At 70.8% G+C, this 26212-nt stretch carries 27 protein-coding genes and 1 riboswitch; of the genes, 11 read left to right on the top strand and 16 right to left on the bottom strand.

Going from position 1 to position 26212, the window contains the following annotated elements; genetic code table 11:
• Positions 1–185 precede the first annotated feature (185 nt).
• From RM445_RS23355 to RM445_RS23345, 3 genes are all read left to right on the top strand, one after another.
• On the top strand, positions 186–3257 hold the full coding sequence (locus RM445_RS23355; protein WP_311558972.1) for an ATP-binding protein: 3072 nt from the start codon (positions 186–188) through the stop codon (positions 3255–3257).
• 67 nt (positions 3258–3324) lie between these two features.
• Positions 3325–4695, top strand: coding sequence for an FAD-binding oxidoreductase (locus RM445_RS23350; RefSeq protein ID WP_311558971.1), 1371 nt, complete (start codon positions 3325–3327; stop codon positions 4693–4695).
• Positions 4696–4876: 181 nt separating this feature from the next.
• Complete coding sequence (locus RM445_RS23345) at positions 4877–6049, top strand: serine hydrolase domain-containing protein (protein WP_311558970.1); 1173 nt, start codon at positions 4877–4879, stop codon at positions 6047–6049.
• A gap of 245 nt (positions 6050–6294) precedes the next feature.
• On the opposite strand, the gene RM445_RS23340 is transcribed toward RM445_RS23345, so the two are convergent.
• From RM445_RS23340 to RM445_RS23330, 3 genes are all read right to left on the bottom strand, one after another.
• Positions 6295–6585 (bottom strand): hypothetical protein, encoded by a 291-nt coding sequence (locus tag RM445_RS23340; RefSeq protein ID WP_311558969.1) that lies wholly within the window; start codon positions 6583–6585, stop codon positions 6295–6297.
• Positions 6586–6662: 77 nt separating this feature from the next.
• A complete protein-coding gene (locus tag RM445_RS23335) occupies positions 6663–7094 on the bottom strand; it encodes a hypothetical protein (RefSeq protein WP_311558968.1) in 432 nt (143 codons plus the stop codon).
• A 107-nt stretch (positions 7095–7201) separates the two neighbouring features.
• On the bottom strand, positions 7202–7366 hold the full coding sequence (locus RM445_RS23330) for a hypothetical protein (protein ID WP_311558967.1): 165 nt from the start codon (positions 7364–7366) through the stop codon (positions 7202–7204).
• Between the two features lie 428 nt (positions 7367–7794).
• On the opposite strand from RM445_RS23330, the gene RM445_RS23325 reads away from it, so the two are divergent.
• The gene (locus RM445_RS23325) at positions 7795–8163 is read left to right on the top strand and encodes a hypothetical protein (RefSeq protein WP_311558966.1); all 369 of its coding nucleotides are present in this window, start codon (positions 7795–7797) and stop codon (positions 8161–8163) included.
• Between the two features lie 16 nt (positions 8164–8179).
• On the opposite strand, the gene RM445_RS23320 is transcribed toward RM445_RS23325, so the two are convergent.
• The 3 genes from RM445_RS23320 to RM445_RS23310 form a co-directional block, all read right to left on the bottom strand.
• Entirely contained in the window at positions 8180–9133 is a 954-nt protein-coding gene (locus RM445_RS23320) for a DUF808 domain-containing protein (RefSeq protein WP_311558965.1), read from the bottom strand.
• Between the two features lie 118 nt (positions 9134–9251).
• Complete coding sequence (locus RM445_RS23315) at positions 9252–9815, bottom strand: hypothetical protein (RefSeq protein WP_311558964.1); 564 nt, start codon at positions 9813–9815, stop codon at positions 9252–9254.
• A 39-nt stretch (positions 9816–9854) separates the two neighbouring features.
• A complete protein-coding gene (locus tag RM445_RS23310; RefSeq protein ID WP_311558963.1) occupies positions 9855–10307 on the bottom strand; it encodes a TetR family transcriptional regulator C-terminal domain-containing protein in 453 nt (150 codons plus the stop codon).
• On the opposite strand from RM445_RS23310, the gene RM445_RS23305 reads away from it, so the two are divergent.
• Entirely contained in the window at positions 10294–11007 is a 714-nt protein-coding gene (locus RM445_RS23305) for an SDR family NAD(P)-dependent oxidoreductase (RefSeq protein ID WP_311558962.1), read from the top strand. The two genes, RM445_RS23310 and RM445_RS23305, sit on opposite strands and share 14 nt — an antisense overlap.
• 32 nt (positions 11008–11039) lie before the next feature.
• Here RM445_RS23305 and RM445_RS23300 read toward each other — a convergent pair whose 3' ends face one another.
• The 4 genes from RM445_RS23300 to RM445_RS23285 all read right to left on the bottom strand — a co-directional run bounded on the left by RM445_RS23300 (position 11040) and on the right by RM445_RS23285 (position 15845).
• Entirely contained in the window at positions 11040–12341 is a 1302-nt protein-coding gene (locus tag RM445_RS23300; protein WP_311558961.1) for an MFS transporter, read from the bottom strand.
• Positions 12342–12379: 38 nt separating this feature from the next.
• Positions 12380–13579, bottom strand: coding sequence for a M20/M25/M40 family metallo-hydrolase (locus RM445_RS23295; protein ID WP_311558960.1), 1200 nt, complete (start codon positions 13577–13579; stop codon positions 12380–12382).
• Complete coding sequence (locus RM445_RS23290; protein ID WP_311558959.1) at positions 13576–14730, bottom strand: diaminopropionate ammonia-lyase; 1155 nt, start codon at positions 14728–14730, stop codon at positions 13576–13578. The genes RM445_RS23295 and RM445_RS23290 overlap by 4 nt, the downstream gene beginning before the upstream one ends.
• A gap of 128 nt (positions 14731–14858) precedes the next feature.
• The gene (locus tag RM445_RS23285; RefSeq protein ID WP_311558958.1) at positions 14859–15845 is read right to left on the bottom strand and encodes a quinone oxidoreductase family protein; all 987 of its coding nucleotides are present in this window, start codon (positions 15843–15845) and stop codon (positions 14859–14861) included.
• A gap of 257 nt (positions 15846–16102) precedes the next feature.
• On the opposite strand from RM445_RS23285, the gene RM445_RS23280 reads away from it, so the two are divergent.
• Positions 16103–16234, top strand: coding sequence for a hypothetical protein (locus tag RM445_RS23280; protein WP_311558957.1), 132 nt, complete (start codon positions 16103–16105; stop codon positions 16232–16234).
• Positions 16235–16243: 9 nt separating this feature from the next.
• On the opposite strand, the gene RM445_RS23275 is transcribed toward RM445_RS23280, so the two are convergent.
• Complete coding sequence (locus RM445_RS23275) at positions 16244–16558, bottom strand: DMT family transporter (protein WP_311558956.1); 315 nt, start codon at positions 16556–16558, stop codon at positions 16244–16246.
• A gap of 16 nt (positions 16559–16574) precedes the next feature.
• Positions 16575–16640, bottom strand: a riboswitch (guanidine-III (ykkC-III) riboswitch).
• A gap of 39 nt (positions 16641–16679) precedes the next feature.
• Positions 16680–17450 (bottom strand): TetR/AcrR family transcriptional regulator, encoded by a 771-nt coding sequence (locus tag RM445_RS23270; protein WP_311558955.1) that lies wholly within the window; start codon positions 17448–17450, stop codon positions 16680–16682.
• Between the two features lie 66 nt (positions 17451–17516).
• Here RM445_RS23270 and RM445_RS23265 point away from each other — a divergent pair, with 66 nt between their 5' ends.
• Positions 17517–17921 (top strand): VOC family protein, encoded by a 405-nt coding sequence (locus RM445_RS23265; protein WP_311558954.1) that lies wholly within the window; start codon positions 17517–17519, stop codon positions 17919–17921.
• Positions 17922–17999: 78 nt separating this feature from the next.
• Here the strand turns inward: RM445_RS23265 and RM445_RS23260 are convergent, their stop codons facing one another.
• Positions 18000–19082: a class I SAM-dependent methyltransferase gene (locus RM445_RS23260; protein WP_311558953.1), complete on the bottom strand. Its 1083-nt coding sequence runs from the start codon at positions 19080–19082 to the stop codon at positions 18000–18002.
• 156 nt (positions 19083–19238) lie between these two features.
• Between RM445_RS23260 and RM445_RS23255 the strand changes: the two genes are divergently transcribed.
• On the top strand, positions 19239–20069 hold the full coding sequence (locus RM445_RS23255) for a class I SAM-dependent methyltransferase (protein WP_311558952.1): 831 nt from the start codon (positions 19239–19241) through the stop codon (positions 20067–20069).
• A 137-nt stretch (positions 20070–20206) separates the two neighbouring features.
• Here the strand turns inward: RM445_RS23255 and RM445_RS23250 are convergent, their stop codons facing one another.
• Positions 20207–20665 carry an ATP-binding protein gene (locus tag RM445_RS23250; RefSeq protein WP_311558951.1) on the bottom strand — a complete coding sequence of 153 codons (459 nt, stop codon included), beginning with the start codon at positions 20663–20665 and terminating at the stop codon, positions 20207–20209.
• A 299-nt stretch (positions 20666–20964) separates the two neighbouring features.
• Here RM445_RS23250 and RM445_RS23245 point away from each other — a divergent pair, with 299 nt between their 5' ends.
• A complete protein-coding gene (locus tag RM445_RS23245) occupies positions 20965–21420 on the top strand; it encodes an ATP-binding protein (RefSeq protein ID WP_311558950.1) in 456 nt (151 codons plus the stop codon).
• Positions 21421–21426: 6 nt separating this feature from the next.
• Here RM445_RS23245 and RM445_RS23240 read toward each other — a convergent pair whose 3' ends face one another.
• Positions 21427–21771 (bottom strand): acyl-CoA dehydrogenase family protein, encoded by a 345-nt coding sequence (locus RM445_RS23240; protein WP_311558949.1) that lies wholly within the window; start codon positions 21769–21771, stop codon positions 21427–21429.
• A gap of 14 nt (positions 21772–21785) precedes the next feature.
• Positions 21786–22532: an SDR family oxidoreductase gene (locus RM445_RS23235; protein ID WP_311558948.1), complete on the bottom strand. Its 747-nt coding sequence runs from the start codon at positions 22530–22532 to the stop codon at positions 21786–21788.
• A 90-nt stretch (positions 22533–22622) separates the two neighbouring features.
• On the opposite strand from RM445_RS23235, the gene RM445_RS23230 reads away from it, so the two are divergent.
• Both RM445_RS23230 and RM445_RS23225 read left to right on the top strand, forming a co-directional pair.
• Positions 22623–24506, top strand: a complete 1884-nt coding sequence (locus RM445_RS23230) for a helix-turn-helix domain-containing protein (protein ID WP_311558947.1) — start codon at positions 22623–22625, stop codon at positions 24504–24506.
• Positions 24507–24814: 308 nt separating this feature from the next.
• Positions 24815–26167: an MFS transporter gene (locus RM445_RS23225; RefSeq protein WP_311558946.1), complete on the top strand. Its 1353-nt coding sequence runs from the start codon at positions 24815–24817 to the stop codon at positions 26165–26167.
• The last annotated feature ends 45 nt before the right edge of the window (positions 26168–26212 follow it).

Genomic DNA, 26212 nt, shown 5'->3' with positions numbered 1-26212 from the left:
CAGCCAGTCGTCGATCTTCACATAGAGTGCGGTTAGGAGGGTGTTGAGGTCTGTCGTCACAAACGGATCTTCAACACCCTCCTGCCACGTCCCGGGCAGGCACGCCGTTAGGACTTACTCGTCTAGGACGGAGTCCGCACGAGGAGTCCACTCGGGAGCGGACGCCCGATCGGCGGAGGGCGGGGGTGGTGACGACGACGGTCGTCGAGCCGGCCAGTGGTGCCGGACGCGTGGACGTCGCGATTCGGCTGTTCGGCGAGGTCGGAGGCGCGGTGGACGGGCACGTCGTTCCCGTTCTCGCCACCCCGCGCATGACGCGTCTGCTGGCGCGGCTGGTTCTCGAAGCTGATGTGTGGGTGTCCCGCGAGCAGCTTGCACGCGAGCTGTGGCCGGATTCGGATGCCGCTCAGGCGCGGACCAATCTGCGCAAGCTGCTTCACACCCTGCGCCGATCGATTCCCGGGCCGTCGGACGTCATCGAGACCGGTGGATCTCTAGTCCGCTGGAGTACCGGGCCGGCCGTGTCGGTCGACGTCGTCGCGTTTCGCGACGCGCTGGCCCGCGGAGATCTGGCGTCCGCGATCAGCAGCTACGGCGGCGAGCTGCTGCCGGGCTGCGACGACGAGTGGGTCGTCGCGGAGCGCGAGCGGTTGCGGCGCCTGGCCGTCGAGGCACTCGTGAACGTCGCGGACGCGGCCGCCGCCGGTGGTCGCGACGTCGAGGTCCTCGTGCACACCCGGCGCCTGCTCGAGATCGAGCCACTCCACGAGCGGGCTTGCCGGCTGCTGATGCAGGCTCTGAGCAGGCGAGGCGAGCGGAGTGAGGCGCTGCGGTCGTACGACTGCCTCGCAGCGCGGTTGGCCCGTGAACTCGCCATGGCACCCGAGCCGGCAACCGCCGCGTTGGCCGATCGGCTGCGGCGAGCCGGCCGGGAGGAGGGCGTTACCTCACTGGTCGCCCGAAGGGCGGAGTGGAGGGCCGCACACGACGCGTGGCGGGCGGCGTCGGGGGGCCGCGCCGGCGTGCTTTGTGTCGCCGGTGAGGCAGGCATCGGCAAGTCCCGCCTTGTGGAGGAGCTGGGCCGCCGGGTGGGCCAGGACGGCGACGCCGTGGCGTACAGCCGCGCCTACGAGGCGGCTAGCCGGCCGCCGTGGGGCTCGGTGATCGACTGGCTGCGGTCCAGGCCCGTCGCCAGATGCCTCGACACCGTGGGCCCGGCCTGCCTGACCGAGCTGGCCAGGCTCTTGCCCGAACTCCGACTGGCATATCCCGATCTCCCGGTCGCGCCGCCGGCCACGGACCCCGGACGTCGGCACCATCTCCTCGACGCCGTGCGGCGCGGTCTGCTGGCCGCAGGTCGGCCGCTGCTGCTCGTCGTCGACGACCTCCAGTGGTGCGACACGGACACGGTCGAGCTGTGCGAGATCCTCGTACGCAGCTCTCCTGCGGCTCCGATCCTCGTCGCGGTCACAGTTCGGGACGAGGAGGCAGCCGGCGCGCAGGTGCTCGACCGGTGGCGACGCCACCTCGCCCCGACAACGATCGCTCTCGGCCCCCTGGACCGGGCCGCGACCGCCGAGATGGCCGCCCTGGTCGCCGGACGGGCGCTCCCGCCTCGGGACGCTGTCCGGCTGTGGACGGAGACGGACGGCAACCCGCTGTTCATCGTCGAGGCGGTCCGGGCGGGTTTCGGCTCCGGTGCGCCGGCGCATGTCGCGCTGACTCCCACCGTGCACGCCGTGATCACGGCACGTCTCGACCGTCTCTCCCCGGCCGCGCGGGACCTGGCCGAGGTGGCAGCGACGATCGGCCGAGAGTTCTCGGCGCCCGTACTCGCCATGGCGGCCGGCCGGACCGAGGACGACATCGCCGACGACCTCGACGAGCTGTGGCGGGTGCACGTCGTGCGCGATCGCGGTCGCGCCTACGACTTCAGCCATGACCGGCTGCGGGACAGCGTGCTGCGGTCGATCAGTCCCACGCGCCGCCGGAAGTTGCACCGCTGCATCGCCGAGGCCATCGAACTGCAGCATGCGGACGATCTCGGCCCGGTCAGCGCCCGGCTCGCGACCCACTTCGATGCGGCCGGTCTCGGCCGGCGGGCGCTGGAGGCCTACGAACGGGCGGCGCAGCACGCCTACCGGTTGTTCGCGCTCGACGCCTGCATCGCCCTGCTGCAGCGGGCCCTCCGGCTGCTCAACGAGTGGCCGCGCGGTGAGCACCGCGACGAGGTCGAGCTGCGCCTGCTCGCGGCGATTGGCGTACCGCTCGTCGCGCGCCGCGGGTACGGGGTCCCTGAGGTACGCCGCTGCTACGAGCGAGCGCTCACCCTGCACCGCCGGCTCGGCCGCCGGCCCGGCCCGTCGGTGCTGCGCGGCCTCGCCCTGCACGCCGTCGTCACCTGTCGGTTCGACCTGGCGGAGGAACTGGGTTGGGAGCTGATCGCGCTGGGCGACGGCGACCGCACCGCGCGCGTCGAGGGCGACTACGTGCTTGGCGTGACGCAGTTCTGGCGCGGCACGTTCGCCGCGTCCGAACGGCACCTCCTTGCCGCCGTCGATCTGTACCGCATCGAGGACGCACCGCTGCACGTCGAACGCTACGCCCAGGATCCACTGGGCGTATGCCTGTCGCGGCTGGCGCTCACGCAGCTCTTCCGCGGACGGCCCACCGACGCCGACCGAACGATGCGGAAGGCCGTGCGCGTGGCCACCGAGCTCGACAACCCGATGACGGTCGGCTACGTCCGCGCCTTCGAGGCGATACTCGCCGCACTCGAGCCCGAGGGACACGACCTCGCCGCCGCGGTCGCCGCCGCGGACACCGTCACCTCCGCGATGCACATTGACTATTTCGCGACCATCGCCGACCTCCTCAGCGGGTGGCGCGACGTCCGCGCGGGCGACCACCGGGGTCTCGCCACGATCCGCCGGGCGACCGAACGGATGCGGCGCATTCAGCCGCTGGCCCTCACACTCGGGCTCAGCCTGCTGGCCCGCGGCCTCCTTCGAGCCGGTGAGCCGGCCGCCGGGCGGGCGGTCGTCGCAGACGCGCTCCAGTGGACCGACCAGTACGGCCAGCGCTACCTGCTCGCCGAGCTCCTGCGCATCGACGCCGAGCTGCTCGCCCTCTCCGGCGATCGGACCGGCGGCACGCGGACTGCGCAACAGGCCGTCGACACAGCCGTCGCCCTCGAATCGCCCTGGCTGCGCGACCGGGCGCTCGCGACGCTCACGGAGCTTCGCAGCGGGCTGTGATCGGGAACGATCCGGGAACGCACCCACGGCATCGTGCCAATTCGGCACCGACCGAGGGGCAGGGATCATGACCACCATCACCGAGCTGCGCGAACAGGTGCGCGGGCCCGTCATCGAGCCGGGCGACGACGGCTACGACGAGCTGCGCCGCGTCCACAACGGCATGCACGACCGGCGGCCGGCGCTCATCGTCCGGGCCGCGGCCACCGCGGACGCCGTTGCGGTCGTGAACCACGCCTGCGAGGCCGGAGTCGATCTCGCGATACGGGGCGGCGGCCACAGCGTTCCCGGGTTCAGCACGTGCGACGGCGGAGTCGTCCTCGACCTCTCGCTGCTCAACAACGTGTTCGTGGACCGCACCAAGCGCACGGCCCGCGCGGGGGGCGGCGCCACCTGGGGCGACTTCAACCACGCCGCCCACGCCTACGGCCTCGCCACGACCGGAGGGATCATCTCGACCACCGGGGTCAGCGGGCTCACCCTGGGCGGTGGCATCGGCTACCTCACCCGTGGCTGCGGTCTGTCGTGCGACAACCTGGTCAGTGCGGAGGTCGTCACCGCGGACGGGCGCATCCTCGTTGCGAACGAGTACGAGAACGAGGACCTCTTCTGGGCGCTGCGCGGGGGCAGCGGGAACTTCGGAGTCGTCACGTCTCTCGAGCTCGCCCTACACGATGTCGGGACCATCTACGGCGGCCCGATGTTCTTCGAGGTCGCGGACACCCCCGCCGTCATGCGGGCGTACGACGACTACATCCAGGAGGCCCCCGAACAGCTCGGTGCATTCTTCGCCTGGCAGACGGCTCCGCCGCTGCCGTTCATCCCGGAGGACCGCCACGGCGACGTGTTCTGCGCAATGGTCACCTGCTGGAGCGGACGACCGGAGCAGGGCGAGCAGATGATCAAGCCATTCCGCGACGCCGCCGAGGTCAAGGCCGAGCTCGTGGGACCGATGCCCTACCCCGCGCTCAACTCGGCCTTCGACGCCCTGGTCCCGAAGGGGATCCGGCAGTACTGGAAGGCCGACTTCGTTCGGGACCTGCCTGACGCGGCGATCGCGGCACATATCGAGCACGGGCCACGCGTACCGACCCTGTCCTCGACCATGCACCTATATCCGATCAACGGCGCCGCCTCGCGCGTCGGTCCCGAGGAGACGGCGTTCGGGCACCGCGACGCGCGGTACGCGATGAACATCGCGGCGTTCTGGCCCGATCCGGCCGGCGACGAGGCCGTCATCCGCTGGGTGCGCGACTACTACGCCGCCGTGCACCCCTACTCGGGCACACAGGGCGGCTACGTCAACTTCATGTCCGCTGACGACGCTGAGCGGGCGCCGGCGAACTACGGCGGCACCTACGGGCGGCTGCGCACGGTGAAGGCGACCTACGACCCCGACAACCTGTTCCACCTGAACCAGAACGTGACCCCGGCCTGAGCGGCGGAAGCACGTCGCGGGGGACCCGGAGCGGAGGGGGCTCCGGGAGCCTCGACTTCTCAGTCAGCTGCAGACCGCGAGCCCCACGCGCTGTCGCGGCATCGCCGGGGTTGGTGGCGCACCCACACCGCCGCCCGGACGCGGACGCGCCGAGGGCCTGTGAAGACCGCAAGGGGGCGGAATGACCATTCTGGATCACAAGAGCATCGATGAGCTGCTGAAAGACGGCGTGGCATCAGGGTCTGTGCCCGGCGTCGTGGCGGTTGTCGTGAGTCGCGACGGGTTGCTGTACGAGGGCGCGGCGGGGCGACGCAGCGTCGAGGACCCGGGCCCGGTCACCCCACACACCATGTTCCGCAACGCGTCGATGACCAAGGCACTGGCGAGCGTGGGAGTGCTGCAGCTCGTCGAGCAGGGCCGCCTGCAGCTCGAGCAGCCGGTTGCGTCGATCCTGCCCGACTTCGCAGACCTGCAGGTCCTCGACGGGTTCGACGATGACCAACCCCGACTGCGTCCACCTGCAACGCAGGCCACCATCGGCCAGCTGCTCAACCACACCGCGGGTCACGGGTACTGGTTCAACAGTGAGGACCTGCTGCGATACCACGCCGTCACCGGCACGCCCAACGTGCTGAGCGGAGCGAAGGCCGGTATCCACACCCCGCTGCTGTTCGATCCCGGCACAGGATGGCAGTACGGAGTCAATACTGATTGGCTCGGCCAGGCGCTGGAGGCGGTGAGCGGCCAGGGTCTCGACGCGTACCTCGCCGAGCACCTCTTCGAACCGCTGGGAATGGATGACACGACATTCAGCCCCAGTGAGGAGCAGCGAGCGCGGCTGATGCCCGTTCACGCCCGAAAGGCCGACGGCACCCTGGTTCTCTCCGGGTTCGAGCTTCCGGCGTCACCCGAGATCCTGTTGGCCGGTACCAGCTCTTACGGGACGGCGACCGACTACGGCCGGTTCATGTCGATGCTCTTGGCAGGAGGCTCCGTTGGCGGTGCGCGGATTTTGCGTTCCGAGACCGTCAATCTGGCGTTCACGGACTGTCTGGGCGGACTTCCGTTGCCCGAGGTTATGAAATCGTTCGTTCCGGAGATGTTCAACGACGTACCGTCGCTGCCTGTCTGGCGGGGCTGGGGCCTGGGCTTCCATCTGGTGCAGGAGGACCTTGAGGGCATGCGGCGCGCCGGGAGCGGCAATTGGGCCGGAATGTTCAACACCTACTTCTGGGTAGATCGCCGTAGCGGACTCGGGGCCGCGCTTTTCACCCAGGTGCTGCCGTTCTTCGACCAGCAAGTAGTCGAACTACTCGTCGGCTTCGAGCAGGCGGTCTACGCGAACGCGCACTGAACCATCCGCCTATCCGGCAAGCTCGGGGCGAAGAGCAGAACATGGCAGTTGACGAGGGCACGACGGCGAGGTTCGTCGATCGTGAGGGAACGCCATGGACACGGTGATGGTTGACGGTCTTCGCACCGCTTACGAACGTACGGGCGCTGGACCCGCCCTTGTCCTGCTTCACGGCTATGTGGCCGACGGCCAGACGACGTGGCGCAGCTCGCGGCGCCGTCCGCTCCGTCGGACCCGAGCGGCGGTCAGCCGTTGCCGGACTCCGCGGAGCCGTCGGTGGAGTCGTCCGGCGTGTCGTCGGGCGCGTCTTCGCCCGGGTCGTCGGTGGCATCCCCATCGTCGGGTGTGTCGTCAGGCCCGTCGTCGGTCGTGTTGTCTGTGACGTCGTCCTCGTCAGAGGGGACCGAGGTCACCGCGGGCGGCGAGGGAGCGGCCGGCGGCGCGGGCGACTCGCACGACCCGGCGGTGACGCCGAGCAGCGCGGCGAGGACAGCCAGGGTGACGGGCAGGCGGCGCAGGACGAGAGTGGTCATCACGCCCCCACTGTGCACGACGGGTAGTGGAAGATCGCCTGGCGGCCGCGTGAGGAGGGTTCGCGGGCCAACCGATCGGCTCAGAGGTCGTTCGGTGACGTCGCCCGTCGCGATCGCAGCGCGTGGATGGAAAACATGACGACGCGCAGGAGTGTGACCGCGGCTCCGATGCAGAGCACGGCGAGTGCGAGGTTGCGGCTCACCGTCCTCGTGCTGCGATCGGAGGACAAGACGTCGTCGACCTCCTCCTGCCATTCGTTCTTGGTGTCCTCCCTGGCCTCCTCGTGGTCCCGCAGGACGCCACCGGCGACCCGCGTGCCGTTGGCTCGAACGTTGTAGTACTCGCAGGCTTCTCCCGGCTGCATCAGCGAGCTGCCACAGCGGACATCCGTGGGGGCGGGCGGCAACGACGGGTGCGGCTTGACGAGAGAGAGGAGCACCAGCATGGCGGCGAGGACGCCGGCTACGAGAAGAGGTCTCAGGAGTTGCGCCTTCGTCATCCGTCGTGCCACGGCCCTCCCTGACGTCGCGTCCCGGTGAACCAGGGTGCCACGTGAGGGAGGAAGGCCGTGGGTGCGATACGCCTCCCCGAACCAGGACCGGGAGGTGGCAGTCGGGGTCAGGGCAGCGGCGCAGTCATGGCGGCCGAGGTCAGGGCGTGCAGCTCGGCGAGCTGCCGATCCCCGTCGTAACCAGGGGGTAGCCGAGGTTCTGTCGAACGGCCGTGGCGCACGGCCAGGGTGAACAGGACGGTCACGGCGAAAAGGGCGATCCATGCGGTCATGCGGAGAAGGGTGCTCCGCGGAAGTCGTGGCCGACAGGCGCCAGCCATGCCGGCGCGACTCCTGGAAACCTGAGAAGTGGAAGGCGTACTACCACGCGGGGCAACCCCTCGTCCTCCGGCTCCTCGCCCGCCGCGGCCAGGAGTGGGTCCTGGTAGGCCGGGTTGGAGGGCCGCACCGATCGGTCGCCGAACCCACGGTGGCAGGCCACGACGCTGCCGGAGGGGCCGGTCGGGTTGAGGACGAGGCTGGCGAGGTCCATGTACAGGGTGGTCCGCGAGTGCATCATGGCCTTGTGGTGGGGGAGCAGGAAGAGCAGGGCTCGGGTCGAAACGGCGGGGGCGCCTCTGATGATCCGGCAGCGCCAGGAAGTGATGCGCCGAGCCCGACCGACACCGAAGTCGGTGCAGCCCCGGTACCGGAGTCGCCGGTGCGCGTGGACGACCGTCGAGGCGGGCCGGCGGCTGCGGTCGGTGTCCGTCGTGCCGTGGGAACGATCATCAACCTGTTGGCCGTCACGGTGCGGCTGATCGGCTTGGCGGCGGCGGCGATCCTCCTCGTCCGGATCGGGCTCGCGTTCGTTCCGGTCAACCCGGGCAATGTGATCGTCGAGTGGATCGTGAAGTTCGCCGACATCATCGTGTGGGGCTTCCGCGACTTGTTCCTGCCCACCGATCCGCGGATCGGGCTGGTGGCGAACTACGGTCTGGCCGCGGTGTTCTGGATGGCCGTGGGGTTGATCGCTGCCGGACTCCTGTCCGGTCTCGGGCTGCGCGTCGCCGGTCGCAGTCGATCCTGACGATCCAGCCTGCTCGTCAGGCGTGCGCCGCGCCGGTGGCCCGCTTGGGGAGGAGGTGCATGACCACGACGATGACCGCACCCACGACCGCTCCGACGATGGCCGAGCCGACGGTGTTGGTGAGCCACCCGAGGAAGCCGCCGAGCGGTCCCGTGGCGTCGTGCACGAGCACCTCGAGGTGGTGCACGAACGCGTAGGGCGGGGCGAAGCCGAGTTCGTCGACGCCCACGAGCAGGATGTGTCCGCCGACCCAGAGCATCGCTGCAATCCCCACGGTGGACAGGACCGAGAGCACGATCGGCATGGCCCGGACCAGCCCGCGCCCCAGCGCGCTCACCGGCCCGGAGTCCCGTGCCGCGAGTCCCAGCCCCACGTCGTCCATCTTGACGATCAGGGCGACCGCGCCGTAGACGAGCGCCGTGATGGCGACGGCGACCAGAACCAGGATGAGCGCGCGTGGCCAGAAGCCTTCCGACGCGACCTCGTTGAGCGAGATGACCATGATCTCTGCGGACAGGATGAAGTCCGTCCGCACGGCGCCCGAGACGACCTTCTTCTCGTGGGCGGCGGGGTCGGCGGCCGCGGACTCGGAGGTTTCCTCCGCTGCGGGGTGGTGGCCGGAGAGCAGCTCCCAGATCTTCTCCGCGCCCTCGTAGCAGAGGTAGGCGCCACCCAGCATGAGGATGGGTGTGAGCAGCCACGGCGCGAACTGGCTCAACAGGAGCGCGGCGGGAAGGATGAACAGCAGCTTGTTGCGGAGCGATCCTCGGGCGATCCTCCCGATGATCGACAGCTCCCGCTTCGGCTCCAGACCCTGCACGTATCGAGGGGTCACGGCCGCGTCGTCGACGACGACCCCCGCTGCCTTGACCCCCGCTCGGCCGGCGGCGCCCGCGATGTCGTCGAGCGACGCCGCGGTGAGCCGGACGAGCGCGGCGACGTCGTCGAGCAGCGCGAAGAGCCCGCTCATGGGGTGGGTGTCCGCTGGGCCGGTGCTGTGATCTGCACGTCCAGACCGTACCCGGGGCCGGCCGTCTCCTTCACGGCACGGCCGTCCGGGCCGCGCACTCAGTGCTCGATCGAGCGCATCAGTTGCCGTGGTCGTCGGAGTCCGGCGGGACGGTGCCGTCGTTGCGCGCCTTGACCCGCTCGGCGTACTCGGCGACGCAGCGCGTCGCGTCGGTGTAGTTCTGGTCCGACCACCCGGGGAACGTATTCTGGATGTCCTGGCTGATGGCGGTGTCGGTGGCGGTGAGGTCGGCCTGCCCGCGGGCGATGGCCCGGTTGCCGACCTCGACCAGGCGGGGCGCGTCGGCGTCGGCCAGCGGGATCTGGTGGGACCGGACCTCGTCGAGCAGCGCCTGGGCGTCGACGCCGAACGGCGGCAGGTCGGGTGCCGGGCCGTCGGGTGGTGCGACGCCGGTCTTCGCGTCCTGGGGAGCGACGGTCTCCGTGTCCACCGGCGCGCTGCTCGCTGCCGGGCTCGCGCTACCTGCCGCGGTCGCCGCGTTCCGACCGTCGGGGCGCAGGAACGCCAGCGAGACCAGGAGTGCGAGCACGGCTACGGCCAGCCCGCCGAGCAGGGCGACGGTCCGAAGGCGGATGTTGCCGGCGCGGTCGAGCAGGTTGGGCCGGGTGTCGGGTGGCGGCATGTCCTGAGACGTTCCCCCTCGCCGTGATCAATACTGCGATTACGTCGACGGTCTCGTGAAGGAGTGGACGTAGGCGAGGGCGGCGTTCATCGACGCCCGCATCGGTTCGGCGGTTCGGAGGGTCTGGCTCAGGAGGGCGCCGCCTTGCAGGGCCGCGAGCAGGGCCATCGACAGCTCGTCGAGGTCGGCCCCTGGGCGGAGGTCGCCTCGTTCGCGCATGGCCCGCAGGCCGTCGTGCACCAGGGACTGCCAGCGCTGGAAGCCGTTGCAGAGGTCCTCGCGGGTCTGTTCGTCGGCGGGGCCCAGCTCGCCTGCCAGGGAGGCCAGCGTGCACTCGCCGCGGCCGCTGTTGTGCTCTTGGTGATCGACCGCGGCGTCGGCCCAGGCTCGAGGATGCGTTCCCTGGTCGCCTGCCCTTTGCGGGTCAACAAACCAGAAAGGGGTCGTCGTGTCTGATCTGGCAGGGAAGACAGCCTTGGTGACCGGCGCCACGGCGGGTATCGGCCGGGCCGTGGCGATACGGCTCGCCGAGAACGGGACCGAGGTCGTCGTGCACGGCCGCGACGCGCGCCGCGGGGCCGAACTGGTGTCCGCGATCGCCGATCGGGGTGGTCGGACCCGCTTCGTCGCCGCCGATCTCGCCAACGCCGACGACGTCGAGCGGCTGGCGGCCGACGCGGGGGAGGTGGACATCCTGGTGAACAACGCCGGGGTGTACGAGTTCACCTCGACCCCGGACACGACCGCGCACAGCGTCGACCGGCACCTGGCGATCAACACCCGCGCGCCGTTCCAACTGGTCGCGGCGCTCGCCCCCGGCATGGCCAAGCGGGGCCACGGCGCGATCGTCAACATCAGCTCGACCGCCGCCACCTCGGTCGCCTCGGTCGGGGCCGCCTACGGCGCGTCGAAGGCGGCGGTGGAGACGTTGACCCGCTACTGGGCCACCGAGTTCGGCGGCGCCGGCGTCCGGGTCAACGGGGTCGCGTCCGGGCCGGTGCGCACCCCGGGGACGGCGCCGTTGCTGGCCGCCCACGCCGACGCGATGGACCAGGTGACCGCCCGCGGCCGGATCGGTGACCCGGAGGAGATCGCGGAGGTCGTGCTGTTCCTGGTCGAGGAGTGCAGCAGCTACGTGAACGGGACCGTGGTGGCCGTCCACGGTGGAGAGCGGAGTCTGCTGCCCGGCTGATCAGGCAGACGGGGCGGCCACCTCCAGACTGGTCAGGTGCCGGCAGCCCGAGCGGTGCTGTGGCGTCGGCTCCGTTGTCGTTCGGCTATCGCGGCGACGGTGAGCGCGACGACGCCGATGAGCCCTCCGGTGAGGGCGAGGGCCGAGTAGCTGGTGGTGGCCACCATGAAGCCTGAGCCGAGGCCCCCCGCGGCGCCGCTGAGGGCGACCGTGACGTCGACCCTGCCCTGGGTGCGGGCCCGGTTGGCGGGGTCGAGGGCGCTGGTGAGTGCGGTCGTGCCGCTGAGCAGGCCGAGGTTCCAGCCGACGCCGAGCAGGGCGAGAGCGACGGCGAGGGCGAGCAGCGACGCGTCGGGGGCGAACGCCGCAGTCAGCCCGGCTGCGAGCAGAACGCCGCCGGCGAGCACGGCGGCCGGGGTGCTGCCGTAACGGTCGACGACCCATCCACTGAGCGGCGAGGGCAGGTACATCGCCGCGACGTGGATCCCGATGATCATTCCGGCGGCTGCGACGCCGTGGCCGTGCTCGAGGATGTGCACCGGTGTCATCGTCATGATGGCCACCATCACCAGCTGCGTGACGACCATGGTGGTCGCGCCGGCGAACACGGCGCGAGACCGGTCGACCTGCCCGTTCGCCGGCGTGTCTGCCGTGAGTGCGGCGGGGCCGGAGCCGGCGGTGGTGTCCGTGCCTGGTCCGGTGGCGGGCTGCCGGGCGCGGGAGTGGAGGAGCGGGTCGGGTCGGAGCAAGGCGGTCAGGACGATCGACGCCGCGCCGTAGGCGAGTGCGGCCAGGACGAACGGGCCGGTCAGCGGGGGTAGGCCCAGGCCCACCGCGGCGGTGTCGGTGGCGGCGGCGAGGTTGGGGCCGACGACTCCGCCGATGGTGGTGGCGACGAGCACCGTGCTGATCGCACGGCCGCGGCGGCTCGGGTGGGCGAGGTCGGCCCCGGCGTAGCGGGCCTGCAGGTTCGTGGCGGTGCCCGCGCCGTAGACGAACAGGGCGAGGAACAGCAGCCACACGTCGTCCGCTGCTGCGGCGACCACCACGCCCACTGCGCCGAGAGCTCCGACGGCGTATCCGAGGCCCAGGCCCGCGCGGCGACCGCGGGACTGGCTGACGGCGCCGACGACCAGCGCCGCGAGCGCCGAGCCGAGGGTGAACAAGGCCGACGGCAGCCCGGCCAGGCCGGTGGTGCCGAGCATCCGTTGTGCCAGCAGGGCGCCGACGGTGATGCCCGCAGCAAGACCGGCACCGGACAGGACCTGGGCGACGACCAGCACGGCGAGGATGCGCCGCTGCTCGGGCGAGGAGCCGGTCTGGTCGGAGAGCACGGGACCGACGCTAGTGCTCCGATCGGTCACGGGTGTCGTTATTCGGTTCTGGCCATGCCGGTCCAGGCGGTGATGGCGCGTTCCACGGCTCGGGCGGTGTCGTGGAGCGAGCCGAGGTCGACCCATTCCGTGGAGGCGTGGGCGCCTGCGCCGTCGACGCCGAAGAGCACGGCAGGGACACCGGCGTCGGCGAGCAGGGCGCCGTCGGTCCAGAAGGCCTCGCCCCGGTGGTGTGCGGGCCGGCCGGTCACGTCGGCCACCGCGCTGCTCAGGGTGGGTGTGACCCCCTGGGTCGGGTCGCCGTCGAGGGGACGCCGTTCCAGTCCCATGACGACGCCGGCGCCGAGGCCGGGTTGCGAGGCGATGATCGGATCGAGGATGGCGCGTAGCTCGGCCTCGAAGAGGGCGGCGTCCTCCCCGGGAACGGTGCGCCGTTCGACGGTGATGCGGCAGCGGTCGGGGTAGGACGAGGTCTCTTGTCCGCCGTCGATCACGCCGGCGTGGACGCTGCCGGCGCCGAGTACCGGGTGACCCGGGCGCGTGCCGAGGTCGGCGGCCAGCCGGTCGAGCCCGGTCAGGAAGGCGCCGGCCTTGGTGATGGCGTCGACGCCGAGGTCGGGGCGGGAGCCGTGGGCGGCGACGCCGATGAGGGTGACGTCGGCCCAGACGAACCCCTTGTGGCAGGTGACGAGGTCCAACCCGGTCGGCTCGGCGACGACGGCGGCGTCGATCTCGGTGCCGGCGGCCCGGAGGTGGGTCAGGACCTCCTCGGTGCCGATCGAGGTGTCCTCCTCGTCGGCGACGAGGGCGAGCACGACGTCACCGCCGTGCGGATGGTGGTGGGCGCGGGCGGCGGCGACCAGGATGGCGGCGATGCCGGCCTTCATGTCGTAGCTACCCCGGCCGTGCAGCCGACCGTCGTCGACGACCGGGTCGAGCGGGTCGCCGTCGTAGCCGGCGAGACTGACGGTGTCGAGGTGGCCGTTGAGCATGATCGACCGCCCGCCACCCCGACCGGCCCCGGTGGCCAGGATCGACGGTCGTCCCGGCGTGCTCTCGAGCCGGATGGTGGTGAAGCCCCGCGTGCTCAGCCAGGCGGCGCAGTAGCCGGCGATCGTGCTCTCGCCGGCTCCGTGAGGGGCCAGGGTCGGGTTGGACGAGTCGATGCGGACGAGGTCGGCGGCCAGAGCGACCACCTCGCAGTCCGGCCCCGGCATCCGCCGTCGGGTGGTGGTCACGAGGATGCTCCGTCGACGTCGGTCGGGATAGGGTTGGCGGTGATGCTCTCGGTACTGATGAGCACCACGACCGAGCGGGCGTCGAGGCCGAGGGTGGCGACCATTTCCGGGTCGTCGGCCGCGACCCGGAGGCCGGCGAGCGCCGCGGCACCGCACGGTCCCACCGAGAGGCCCGCCGTGTGCAGATCGGTCAGCGCGGACCGCGCCTGGTCTTCATTCACCCCGACGGCGGCGTCGAGCCCGGCCGAGATCACGGGCCAGGCGATCTCGGAGACGGTGCCGCAGTTCAGCCCGGCCATGATCGTGGGGGATGAGGTGTCGACGGGAACCGGGCGGCGGGCGCTCAACGACGCGGTGACGCAGGCAGCGGTGGCCGGCTCGACCGCGAGGACCGCGGGTCGGTCCACCCGTGCCGGGGACCGGTAGTGCTGCAGAGCCGCCTGCAGCAGCGACCCCACTCCGGTCGGAACGGCAACGAGGTCGGCCTTCCCGTCGATCTGGTCGTCGATCTCGGCGAAGAGCGTGGAGTAGCCGTCGACGGTCCAGCGTGGGATGTCCTCGTAGCCGGGCCAGGAGGTGTCCTGCACCAGCACGTCGTCGCCCCGGCCCTCGACCGCACGCGCCACCGTCTCCACGACCTCGTCGTAGATCAGCGAGGTGTGGACCACCTCGGCTCCCTCCGCGGCGATGGCGTCGACCGCAGCGGCACCGAGCCCGGCGGGAACGTGGATGCGAGCGCGGACGTCGAGGAGGCGGGCCATTCGCGCCAGGGCCCGGCCGTGGTTGCCGTCGGTCGCGGTCACCAGCGTCACGCCCGAACCGGCCACGCGATGGCGCAGCTCGTCGAGGGAGCGAGCAGGCTCGACGTGCCCGGCCCGTGTGCTCAGTGCCCGGTTGACCGCCCAGGACGCCCCGAGGATCTTGAACGCCGGCAGCCCGAACCGATCCGCCTCGTCCTTGACCCACACCGTCGCCACCCCGAACTCGGCCGCCAGACCAGGCAGGCTGACCAACGGCGTCGGCCGGTAGCCCGGCAGAGTCGCGTGGAACTCCCGCACCGGGCCCGGGGTGGAGGCACTGACCCAGCGACGGCCGCCCGGCTGGTGGGCACGCGCGGGCGGCGCGGCACGGGCAGGGGCCAGGTCGGTCACGGAACACCCTTCCGCCGTCGGATGCGGCCCCGAGCAGACCGGTTGCTTCACTGTCCTACAGCCCGTCGACGATCTCCGCCGAGCAGAGCGCGGCGGGCCTGGGTCGCTCAGTGCGGCTCAGGGGACGGTCAGGAGTCCAGCGTGAGGACGATCTTGCCGGTGACGGTGCGGTCGGCGAGGGCGTCGAAGGCGGTGCTGACGTCGTCGAGGGGGAGGGTGCGGTCGACCGGGATGCGGAGTGTCCCGTCGGCGAGTAGGGCGAGGACGAGGTCGAGTCGCTTGCGGGTCTCCTCGGGGGTGACGCCGAAGCCGCTGTAGCCGAGCAGGTGGATGCTCCGGCGGTAGACCGACCGGAGGTCGATGGTGACTTCTGCACCGGCGCTGACCCCGAACACGACATAGCGACCGTGCTGTCCGAGCAGGCTGAGAGCGGCCGGGGTGAAGTCGCCGCCGAGAGCGTCGATGACGACTGTCGGCCGTACCTGGGCGGCGGCGTCGGCGAGCCCGTCGGCGTCGGCGATCAGTGCGTCGACGGCCCCGAGTTCGCGAATGGCGTCGGCTTTGGCGGGATTGCCGGTCTGGCCCCACACCCGGGCACCGAGTCCGGCGGCGAGGCTGATGATGGGAAGTCCGACGCCCCCGCTGGCACCGAGGACGAGCACCCGGTCGTCGGCGGTGATGTCGGCGAGGCCGACGACGACGCCGTAGGCGGTGAGCCCGGCGATGCTCGCGCTTGCCGCCTGTTCCAGCGACACGCCGTCGGGCACGGGAACGAGCGAGTCGTGGGGTGCGAGGACGTGGCCGGCGTACACGCCGTCGCGGGTCATGCCGAGCCCGTGGCCGTGGACGAGGACGGGGGAGCCGTCGACGTCGCCGACGGCCTCCAGACCGATGGTGCGCGGCAGCGGCCCGTCGGCGGCGATGGTGCCGGCGGCGACGTAGCGGTCGATCGGGTTGACTCCGGCGCGGCGAAGGGTGACGAGTACCTCGTCGGGTCCGGGCTCGGCGAGAGCGACGTCCTCGACCACGACCGGATCGCCGTGGCGGTGCAGCCGGGCTGCCCTGGTCCGCTGCGGGTGTGTCGCTCCCGCTGACGATGCTGCCGTCGCTGTCACTGGCGCTCCTCGACATCGGTTCCGCCGGCGTCCTGCGCCCTCATGCTGCAGCACCTCGGCTCGGATGGCGCCGCGGGCCGTCCCCCCAGCCGATCCGAGCTCCGCGATCCGGTGTCGCACATATGGATGACGTGCCGGTCGTCCGGCTAACGATGTGCCGGCGTCGCCCGAGATCTTTGCGTCCGGGAGGCACCGCGTCTCCGTGTATGTGAAGGAGATCAGAGATCAACAAGTACGACCACCCGACTCTGGGGTGGATGATCGACCATTGGACGCTGATGATCGTGCTGTTCAGCCTGCTGCTCCTGGTGACGGGCCTCGTGCTGATCACGCGCTGGTGGCACCAGAAGGACGAGGCGGCGCGTCTGGCGACGTACCGACGTGTCTGACGGTCGCGGTCAGTGGAGGAACTTCAGCCCGACCACGCCGCCGACGATCGCGACGAGACACAGGAGCCGCGCCGTCGTTGCCGGCTCGCCGAGCGCGGCCATCCCGTAGGCAGCCGTGCCTACCGCGCCGATCCCGACCCAGACCGCGTAGCCGGTGCCGATCGGGATGGTCCGCAGGGCGTAGGAGAGCCCGGCCATGCTCAACACGAGCGCCACTCCGAACACGACGGACGGGAGCAGGCGGGTGAAGCCGCGGGACTGGGCGAGAGCGGCAGCCCAGACCGTCTCCAGAACTCCCGAGACGACGAGCGCGATCCACGCCATGACGCACCTCCGCGTACAGGCGTCGTCTGTCGTGCCGGGTTACGACGCACTCGTCCGGGGAGGCCACCTCTTGCGGCTCCGGTTGACACGTTAGCAACATGCAGTCGACGCTGCGGCCGTACTACCCGCCCGGGTTGCGGCGCCTGATCAGCGCGTCGAGCCCGTCGAGCACCGTCGTCAGTCCGAAGGTCCACGCGTGCTCCGTGTCCCACGCGCTGCCGTGGGCCTCGCCGGCCGCCGTGCCGACCCGGGCCGCGGTCGGGTAGGTGGACGGGTCGAAGACCCGGGCGAGCAGGGGAGCGTTGACCTCCCACCACTCCCGGTCGTCCATCCGGCTCGCACGGCGAGCGGCGAGCGTCGCCGCGGTGTCGCTCGCGTGGGACCGGACGAACGCGAGCAGATGTGCCAGCGCCGCGTCGAGGTCGACGTCGGTCAACCCGAGCCCGTCGAGGGCCCGCAGCTCGTGCTCGTACTTGGCCATCTGGCCCGGTCCGAGCGGGGGGCGCCCGGTGGAGATGTCCGCCGCCCACGGATGCGCGGCGAACAGCACGCGGTTCTCCCCGGCCACCGCAGCCGCCCGGTCGCGCCAAGGCTGTCCGGCGGTGTCCGTGCGGGGCATCCGCGCGTAGACGGTGTCGAGCATGAGGTCGAGTAACTCGGCCTTGCCGGGCACGTACGTGTAGAGAGTCATCGGTGCGGTGCCGACGAGTTCCGCCACCCGTCGCATGGTCACCGCATCGAGCCCGTCGTCGTCGCCGAGGCCGATCGCGGCGTCGACCACCGCGTCGACGCTCCGGCCCGGCCGCGGGCCGCGCCGGGACGTCGACGGCAGGCGCCACAACAGGCTCAGTGTGCGGGCGGGATCACCGGCACTGCTGCGGTCGGGCGACACCACACCAGTATGCCCCCCAACTCCGTACACTGTACTTCGTACGTTGTACGGCTGATGAGGAGGAACATGAAAGTCACTGCGTGCGGCGTGTCCCTGAACGTCGACGACGTCCCGGCGTCCACTGCCTTCCTGGTCGACCACTTCGGCTTCCGCACCGAGATGGCCGCCGACGGCTTTGCCTCATTGACCCGCGATGACATCGGGATCAACGTGATCTTCCTTCGCCGGGGCCTGCCGACACTGCCCGCGGACCAACGCGACGACCACGCCGGCGGGCTCATCCTCGCCATGACGGTGGACGACCTCGAGGGCGAGCTCGCCCGGCTCCAGGCCGAGGGTGTCGCCATCACCATGCCGCTAACTAGCGAGGAGTGGGGGGAGCGCGCGTTCCAGGTGCGTGATCCCAACGGCGTGATCGTCCAGCTCGTCGACTGGAACGCGCCCGGTGCTGCGTTCGAGCAGGACGCCTAGCGGTTCACAGCGAACCCTGTCAACCCGACTGGAACGCCCTCATGCGCCGCCTGGTCCTGCTTTGCCCGTGCGGCCCGCTCACTTGTCCGGGGTCTCGTCGTTGACGGGTCGGCTGATGTAGATGCAGTTCTGTGGCCGAGGCGCGTCGATGACCTCGATGGAGCCGAATCCGGCCTGCGCCAGCATCGTGCGGGCCAGCTCCTCGCCCCACACGGTGCCCAGGCCGGCGCCACCCTCAGCGAGCGAGACCGTCATGCAGTGCATCACGCTGATCGCGTAGTGCAGCGGAGCGAAGGGGTTGGCGAGATTGCGCTCGAGATGGCTGGAGAACTTGAAGTCCACCATGACGAACAGGCCGTCGGGTCGGAGCGCATCGTGGATTCTGCGAAGTACCACGTCCGGGGCGACCTGGTCGTGGATGGCATCGAACACGGTGATCACGTCGAACGGCGGAGTAGCGGGCAGTTGTGTCACGTCGAGCACGCCGAACCGGGCGTTGGGCAGCCCCATCGCGACGCGTTCCTGCTCGGCAGCGTCAATCGCATCGGCGGCGATGTCGTAGCCGACGAACCTCGACGCCGGGTAGGCCTGGGCCATGAGGTTGACCGCGTGTCCGGTACCGCAGCCGAGGTCCAGCACCCGGGCGCCGGCGGTGAGCTGTTCGGTCAGACCGGGCACCGCGGCCAGGAAGCCGGTGAGCAGATGCTCGTCGTAGATCCGCCGCCACACGTCGTCCATGTCGTTGGTGAACTGCGGGCGGAACGCCGAATACGGGACGCCGCCGCCGCTGTGGAAGCACCGCTCCAGCTCCGGTAGGACAGCACCGAAACTCTCGATCAGGCCGCTCACGGGTGCCGCGTTGCGTGCCCCCGAACCGGTCAGCAGTGCCGCATGCTCGGCCGGAAAGGTGTACCGGCCCTCCGTCGGCTCGTATTTGAAGAACCCGCCGGTGACCATGGCCCCGAGCCACTCCCGTACGTAGCGTTCGTCCAGGCCTGCGCGGTCGGCGAGCGCAGTACTGGTGGCCGGGCCTCGCGCCGCCGCTTCGAACAGCCCGGTCCGGTAGCCCAGACCGATCAGCTTGGTCAGCCCACTGCCGGTGAACACGTCGAGCAGCCTGCGGGCGAACACCTCGACCGCCTGGCCGTCAAGCTCAGCCATGACCCCGCCTCCCGTGGCACGTTGGAGGGCCTTCGATCGGTTCCGCGTCCGTCAAGTCTGCACCCAGAGTCCCGGGGTATGTCGAGCCGTTGTTGCCGACGGCAGTCGCGCGCAAAGCAGGCGACGTCGTGCCGCCGGAATGGTTGGGTCCCGGACGTGGACGCCATTCCGGACTCGATTGCGACCAACCGCGCTCACTGGGACGAGCGGGCCCCGGCGCACGCCGCGTCCCCCGATTACGACGTCGATCGGTTCCGCACCGACCCTGCGTTCCTCAGCGACGTGGTCCGCTTCGACCTGCCCCGCCTCGGCGACGTCAACGGTCTGCGGGGCGTTCATCTGCAGTGCCACATCGGCACCGACACGGTCTCGCTCGCCCGGCTCGGCGCCCGCATGACCGGGCTCGACTTCTCTCCGGCCGCGCTGCACCAGGCCCGGGAGCTGGCGCAGGCCGCCGGGGCTGACGTCGAGTTCGTCGAGGCCGAGTTCTACCGGGCACCCGACGTCCTTCCCACCGGCGCGTTCGACATCGTCTACACCGGGATCGGAGCACTGTGCTGGTTGCCGGGCATCCGCCGATGGGCCGAAGTCGTCGCCTCCCTGCTCGGGCCCGGCGGTCGGCTGTTCCTGCGCGAGGGCCACCCGGTGCTGTGGTCGTTGGACGAGAAGCGCGACGACGCTCTCGTCATCGGCTTCCCCTATTTCGAGCACGAGGCGCCGCTGGTGTTCGACGAGCCCGGCACCTACGTCGACGTCGACGTCACGTTCACCCACACCGCGAGCCACAGCTGGAACCACGGCCTCGGCGAGATCGTCACCGCGCTGCTCGACATGGGCATGGTCCTCACACAGCTCGTCGAGCACGACTCCGTCCCGTGGAACGCTCTGCCCGGACAGATGAGTCAACTCACGGACGGCGAGTGGCGTGTCACCGACCGCCCGGCACGCCTCCCGCACACCTACACGCTCCAGGCCCGAAAGCTCTGACGGCACCACGGGATACTCCTGGGCCGTGGACATCGAGCAGCAGATGAGCGAGTGGCCGAGCCGGACCAGGCCTTCGTGGGCCTGGGAGCCACCGATCGTAAGATCGCCGCCTCATGGGCGGCCCCCGCGGAACGAGGTCACCCCGCTGAGACCGCAGAACGGTTTGGGCGGGCGCGGGGGAGCGGTTGGCGGAGAAGTACCCGGGTCCCCCGGTTGTCGTGATGGATCAGCACGAACGCGACGAGCCGCTGCATGATCTGGATTCCCCGGCCACGTCCGTTCGACTGGTCGGACGGGACGCGCCAGAGCCCGTGGTCCACGACCTCGACACAGATCGCCCGCGGTTCGGTCCAGAAGGTCAGTTCGACGGTGTTGTCGGCGACGGGCGACGTGTAGGCGTGCTCGACGCTGTTGCTCGCCGCCTCGTTCACGGCGAGTACCAGGTCGTCTTCGGCCTCCTCGGTGAACGGGAGCGGCGTCAACCAGCGGCGCACCTCGGCGCGCAGCGACGCCAACTGATCAGGATGCGCCTGCCAGCTGCGGCGCACGAACTCTGACGGCTCACCCCGTGCCGCGAGAGGGGTCGACTCGCCCATATCGTCTCCTCGCGTGTTCGCTCTCCGCGCGCGGATTGCGCCACTGGGGGCAGGGCGACGTGCTCGTACGGACGACGGTTACCCGCCGACGCTCGTTCCATACCCGCAGCCTGCTGACCGGGCAGGGTCCGCGCGGCCGATCCAGCGGGGAGAACGTCGGCACCATCGGGGTGCGTAGCCCGCGTGCTCCATGACGTGCCCGGGCGGCATCAGCACCCCGCGGGTATTCTTGACGTGTCGCCCCAGCCCCCGGAGACGTGGTCCGTGAATCAACGCGGAATCGACGATTTCGGGGAGACATGGCCGAGTCGACAGAGACAGTCGGGCAAGGCCTGCTGCTCGAACCCCTGCACCGGGTGTGGCCGGCGCAGGCCCTCCAGCTCGCGCCTCTCCGCCGCGAGATGCTCCGCTGGCTCGAGCCGCTCGCCCTCTCCGAGGACGCCGAAGACGACCTCGTGCTCGCGGTGAACGAGGCGGTGAGCAACTGCATCGAGCACGCCTATCGCCCGGCGACCGTCGGTGACACCGTCGACATCAGGTGCTGGACCGAACCACACGCGGTCTTCGTCGAGATCGTCGACCACGGCCGGTGGCGGACCCCGACCGGCGAACCGACCCGGCGCGGCCGCGGAATCGTCATGATGCAGCGGCTCATGGCGAGCGTCGAGATCCACCGCGACGTCGGCGGGACGCGGGTCCTGCTGTGCCACGCGCTTCCCAGCGCCCCCCGATCGCGGGTCGCCGGCGCTCCGTAGTCCGGCTCAGGACATGTCGGTGTCGACTCCGAACCCTTCCATGGACTTCCGGAAACCGAAGGGTTCCGAGTCGACGAAGAGGTCCGGGGTGAAGCCGGGGTCGGTCATCACGCCCCACGCCCGGCGTTGCTGCATCGCCAGGTTCCCGGCGTCGTAGAGCGGGAAGACGATCGACTCGCGATACGACTTCTCGAGCCCGAACCGGCGATCCAGGGCATTGACGCCGACTACGCGCATGCAGTCGACGACCGCGCGCTGCATGAGGTCGGTGCAGAGGGACTTGTTCATGCCGCTGAGCGCGTGTCCGCCGTCGTCGTGGAGGTCCATGTAGTGCGCGGCCTTCCAGCACATGTACCGGCACGGACCTATTTGCCTCCGGCCAGGTCGATGAAGCTGCCCGTCACGAACGAGGCCGCTTCCGAGAGAAGCCAGACAACGGCCTCGGCCACCTCCTCCGGCTCACCGCCGCGGCCCATGGGCAGGAGATGCTGCAGGCGGTCCACCCGGCCGGGCTCGCCGCCGTCGGCGTGCATGGTCGTGCGGATGAACCCCGGCCGGACCGCGTTGACGCGGATCCCCTCCCGCGCCACCTCGACGGACAGCCCGGTGGTGAGGGTGTCCATCGCTCCCTTGGAGGCCGCGTAGTCCACGTACTCGCCGGGCGACCCCAGGCGCGACGCCGCCGAGGACACGTTGACGATCGCGCCGCCGGGCCCGCCGTGGGCGGTGGACATCCGCAGCACCGCCTCCTTCGAGCAGAGGAAGGCGCTGTTGATGTTCGTGGTGAACAGCCGGGTCAGCCGCTGCTCGTCGAGCTGGTCCACCCGGCCCTGCGGGGCCACCACCCCGGCGTTGTTCACCAGGGCCGTCACCCGGCCGAGCTCGCGGTCGACGGTCTGGAAGAGCCGTTCCACCTCGGCCTGTCGGCTGACGTCGGCGGCCACGGCGAATGCCGTACCTCCCGCGGCGGTGATCGCCTGCACCACCTTCCGGGCCGCCTCCGCGTCGCTCCGGTAGTTGACGCACACGGCGTAGCCCCGGGTCGCCGCGAGCCGGCTGACCGCCGCGCCGATGCCGCGGCCGCCCCCGGTCACGATGAGCACATTCCTCATCCGGTCACCCTAGGTCGGGCATGCTGCGCGATACCGTTGCCCACCGCGACGACAGCGGCGTGAGCTCGCGACGACGGGGGCGACGAGGTGGTGGAGCGGTACGGTTATCTCCGGCTCCTCGTCGACGAGGAGCCGTTGCCCCGGTACGACGAGGTGTTGCGCGACGCGGCGGCGCACACAGCGTCCGCGGTCGAGCTCGAGCAGTTGCACGCCGAGCACGAGCTCGCCCTGCAGCTCCGGGACCTCATGGAGCGGCAGCGCGCCCGCCACGAGCAGCAGCGCGCGCTGGTGGACTGTGCGAAGGAACTGGCCGACGTCCGCATCGACCCCGACCGGGTGCTGACCCTGATCGTCACCCAGGCTCAGCGGTTGCTCGGCGCCGACATGGCCTATCTGAGCCTGAACGACGACGAGCGCCGCGAGACGCGCATGCGGGTGATGGTCGGTGCGACGTCCTCGGTGTGGAAGGACGTGCCGATCCCGTACGGGACCGGCGTCGGGGGGAAGGTCGCGGCCACGGGCGCGCCGTTCTCGACGTCGGACTACTTCGCCGACGACCGGCTGTCGCACGATCCCGCTGTCGACGCCTCGGTCCGTGCGGAGCGGCAGGTGTCGATCGTCGGGGTCCCGTTGATGCGCCACGGCGCGGTGATCGGGGTGCTGTTCGCGGCCAACCGCGCCGTGGGCCGCTTCTCCCGCGACGCGATCGCGCTCCTCGGCTCGTTCGCCGCGTTGGCCGCGCTGGCCATCGACCAGGCACACCTGATGTCGGACAAGGAGCGGGCCCTGGCGGCCCTGCAGCAGGCGAACGAGGCGCTGGAGAAGCGGACGGCCGATTTCGAGAGGGCCGTCGCCGCGCACGACCGCAGCATGGAGATCGTGCTCGGCGGCGGCGGCGTCCAGGAGGTCGTCGCGGCGACGAGCGACCAGCTCGGGGGCGCGTTGGCGATCGTCGACGAGTGGGGTACCCCGGTCGCCCGGAGCCCGGGCGCGCCCGAGGAGGTCGTGGCGGCGATGCTCGTGGCGACGAGCGGTGACGTCGGGCGCTCGGGGCGCAGCGTCCGCGACGGGGCGTGCTGGGTGACGAGCCTCATCGCCGGTACGGAGCACCTCGGCATGCTGGTCTGGTCCCCGCCGCCCGGACGGGGCGACGTCGACGGCCAGGACCGGCAGCTGCTCGAACGGGCGGCGGTCGTGGCCTCCCTGCTCCGGTTGTTCGACCGCAACCTCGCCGCCGCCGAGGCGAGGGTGCGCGGTGAGCTGCTCGACGACCTCCTCGCACCCACGCCGCACACCTGGTCGTCCCTGGCGGAGCGGGCCCAGCGCAGCGGCTACGACCCGCGCAAGCGCCACGCGGTCGTCGTCGCGCACGTACCGCCCGACGTCCGGGGGCGCCTCGGCTCCGCCGCGTCGGACCTCGCCGCCGCCCGCAGCGGGTTGAGCACGCTGCGGGCCGGCCTGGCGGTCCTGGTCGTCCCGTCGGACGACCCGTCGTCGACGGGGAGCCAGATCGCGGCCGCGCTGACCCGGCGGCTCGGTCACCCGGTCACCGCCGGTGCCGCCGGGCCTCTCGACGACCCGACCGACCTCCCCGCCGCCTTCGCCGAGGCGTCGGCGTGTACGCAGGCGCTGCTCCGGCTCGACCGCGCCGGAGGTTCCGCCACCACCGCCGACCTCGGCTTTGCCGGCCTGCTCCTGAGCGCCAGCGCGTCCGCCGCCGACTTCGTGACGCGGACGCTCGGCCCGGTGATCCGGTACGACGACGAGCGGTCGAGTGCCCTACTGGAGACCCTCGAGACCTACTTCGCCACGGGGCAGAGCCTGGCCACGAGCGCCCGGCAGCTGCACGTGCACCCGAACACCGTCACGCAGCGCCTCGACCGGGTCAAACGGCTCCTCGGCGCGAGCTGGAACAGCCCCGAGCAGGCGCTGGAGGTGCAGCTCGCACTGCGGCTGCACCGTATCCGCGGCTGAGTGGAGCGAGTAGCGGTCGCGGAACGCCGGACATAGGGGCGGGCACATGCCTCGGCTCGAAGCACTGTGCCCGCGAACATGTACCGGCGGCCCGCTGGTTCTTAACATTGTTGTCATCCAACGGGCAGTGACTCGAGAACCGGGTCGAGCCGGGGTCGCGGCGACATTCTTCGACATTCCTCGCCCCGGACACGCACCTCGCGAGTCCACCCGCTGACAATCCCGCCCCACGCACGCGGCGCGCGATCCGAGGAATTCGGTCGGCGCCGCGTCGACCACCCATGCCCGGATTCCCGGAAGAGGAACCGATGACCACCAGATCGACGAATACCGAGACGGATCCGCTGCACGCCCGCGCGACGAGGAAGGTGATGCTCCACCTGCTCCCCGTCATGTTCGGCGTCTATTTCATGTCCTACATCGACCGCACCAACGTCGCGCTGGCCAAGCCCCACCTGGCGGCCGACGTGGGAATCGGTGCGGCGGCCTTCGGCTTCGGCGCCGGCGTCTTCTTCATCAGCTACGCGTTTCTGGAGATCCCGAGCAACCTGCTCATGTACCGGGTGGGTCCGCGCCGGTGGATCGCCCGGATCGCCGTCACCTGGGGCGCACTCTCCGCCCTGATGATGTTCGTCCAGGGGGAGATCTCGTTCTACGTCATGCGCTTCCTGCTCGGCGCGGCCGAGGCCGGGTTGTACCCCGCCCTGATGTACATGGTCACGCTCTGGTTCGCGCAGCGGCACCGCGCCACCGTCATCGGGCTGATCTACCTCGCGCCGACCACCGCCCTCATCGTGGGCAGTCCGCTCGGCGGCGGGCTGATGGAGCTCGACGACCTGCTCGGCCTGCACGGCTGGCAGTGGATGTTCCTCATCGAGGGGCTGGTGACCGTCCTGGTCGGGGTGCTCGTGTGGTTCAAGCTGCCCTCGGTCCCGAGCGAGGCCCCCTGGCTGACGCGCGAGGAGGCCGCCGTGCTCACCGAGCGCGCGGGCGGCGGCGACGCGCACACCGAGACGCGGATCCGGGGCAACGTCAAGAAGGCCTTCGGCCGCCCGTTCGTCGTGGTGGTCGCGCTGATCTATTTCTTCAACCAGATCACCAACGTCGGCATCGTCTTCAACATCCCGTCGATCGTCGAGAGCCTCGGCATCGAGGGCTCGTTCCTGATCGGTCTGGTGTCGGGCTCCGCGGGCATCGGTGCCACGATCGGCGTCCTGCTCGTCCCGCGGATCTTCCGCAACCACCCACACCGGGAGGCCGCCGCCGTCGGCCTGCTCGCGGCGGCGACGACGGTGGTCGCGGTCGGCTACGCCCTGTCGACCAGCCCGGTCGTGCGCATCCTGCTCATCACGATCTCGATGATCTTCGTGTTCGGCACGCTGCCCCTGTTCTGGTCGATCGCGATGGCCCGCATGTCCGGCCTGATGGCCGCCGCCGGACTCGCGTTCATCAACACCGTCGGTCTGATCGGCGGCTTCGTCGGCCCGTACCTGTTCGGCATCGTCGAGGACGCGACCGGCAACCCGTCGGGCGGCTTCTACGTCGTCATCGCCTCGTCGGTCGTCGGCGTGCTACTCGCGCCGGTGCTGGCCCGCGCCATCCGCTCCGAGGACGCGCAGACCACCCCGGCCGTGAAGCCCGTCCCCGCCCCCGAGGCGTGACGGCCGCGGCCGTCACCGCCCGCCACCACCGAGTCGAAGGAGACT

Source organism: Pseudonocardia charpentierae, from assembly GCF_031845345.1.
Lineage (GTDB): Bacteria > Actinomycetota > Actinomycetes > Mycobacteriales > Pseudonocardiaceae > Pseudonocardia > Pseudonocardia charpentierae.
This window is presented reverse-complemented; position numbering and strand designations above follow the sequence as displayed.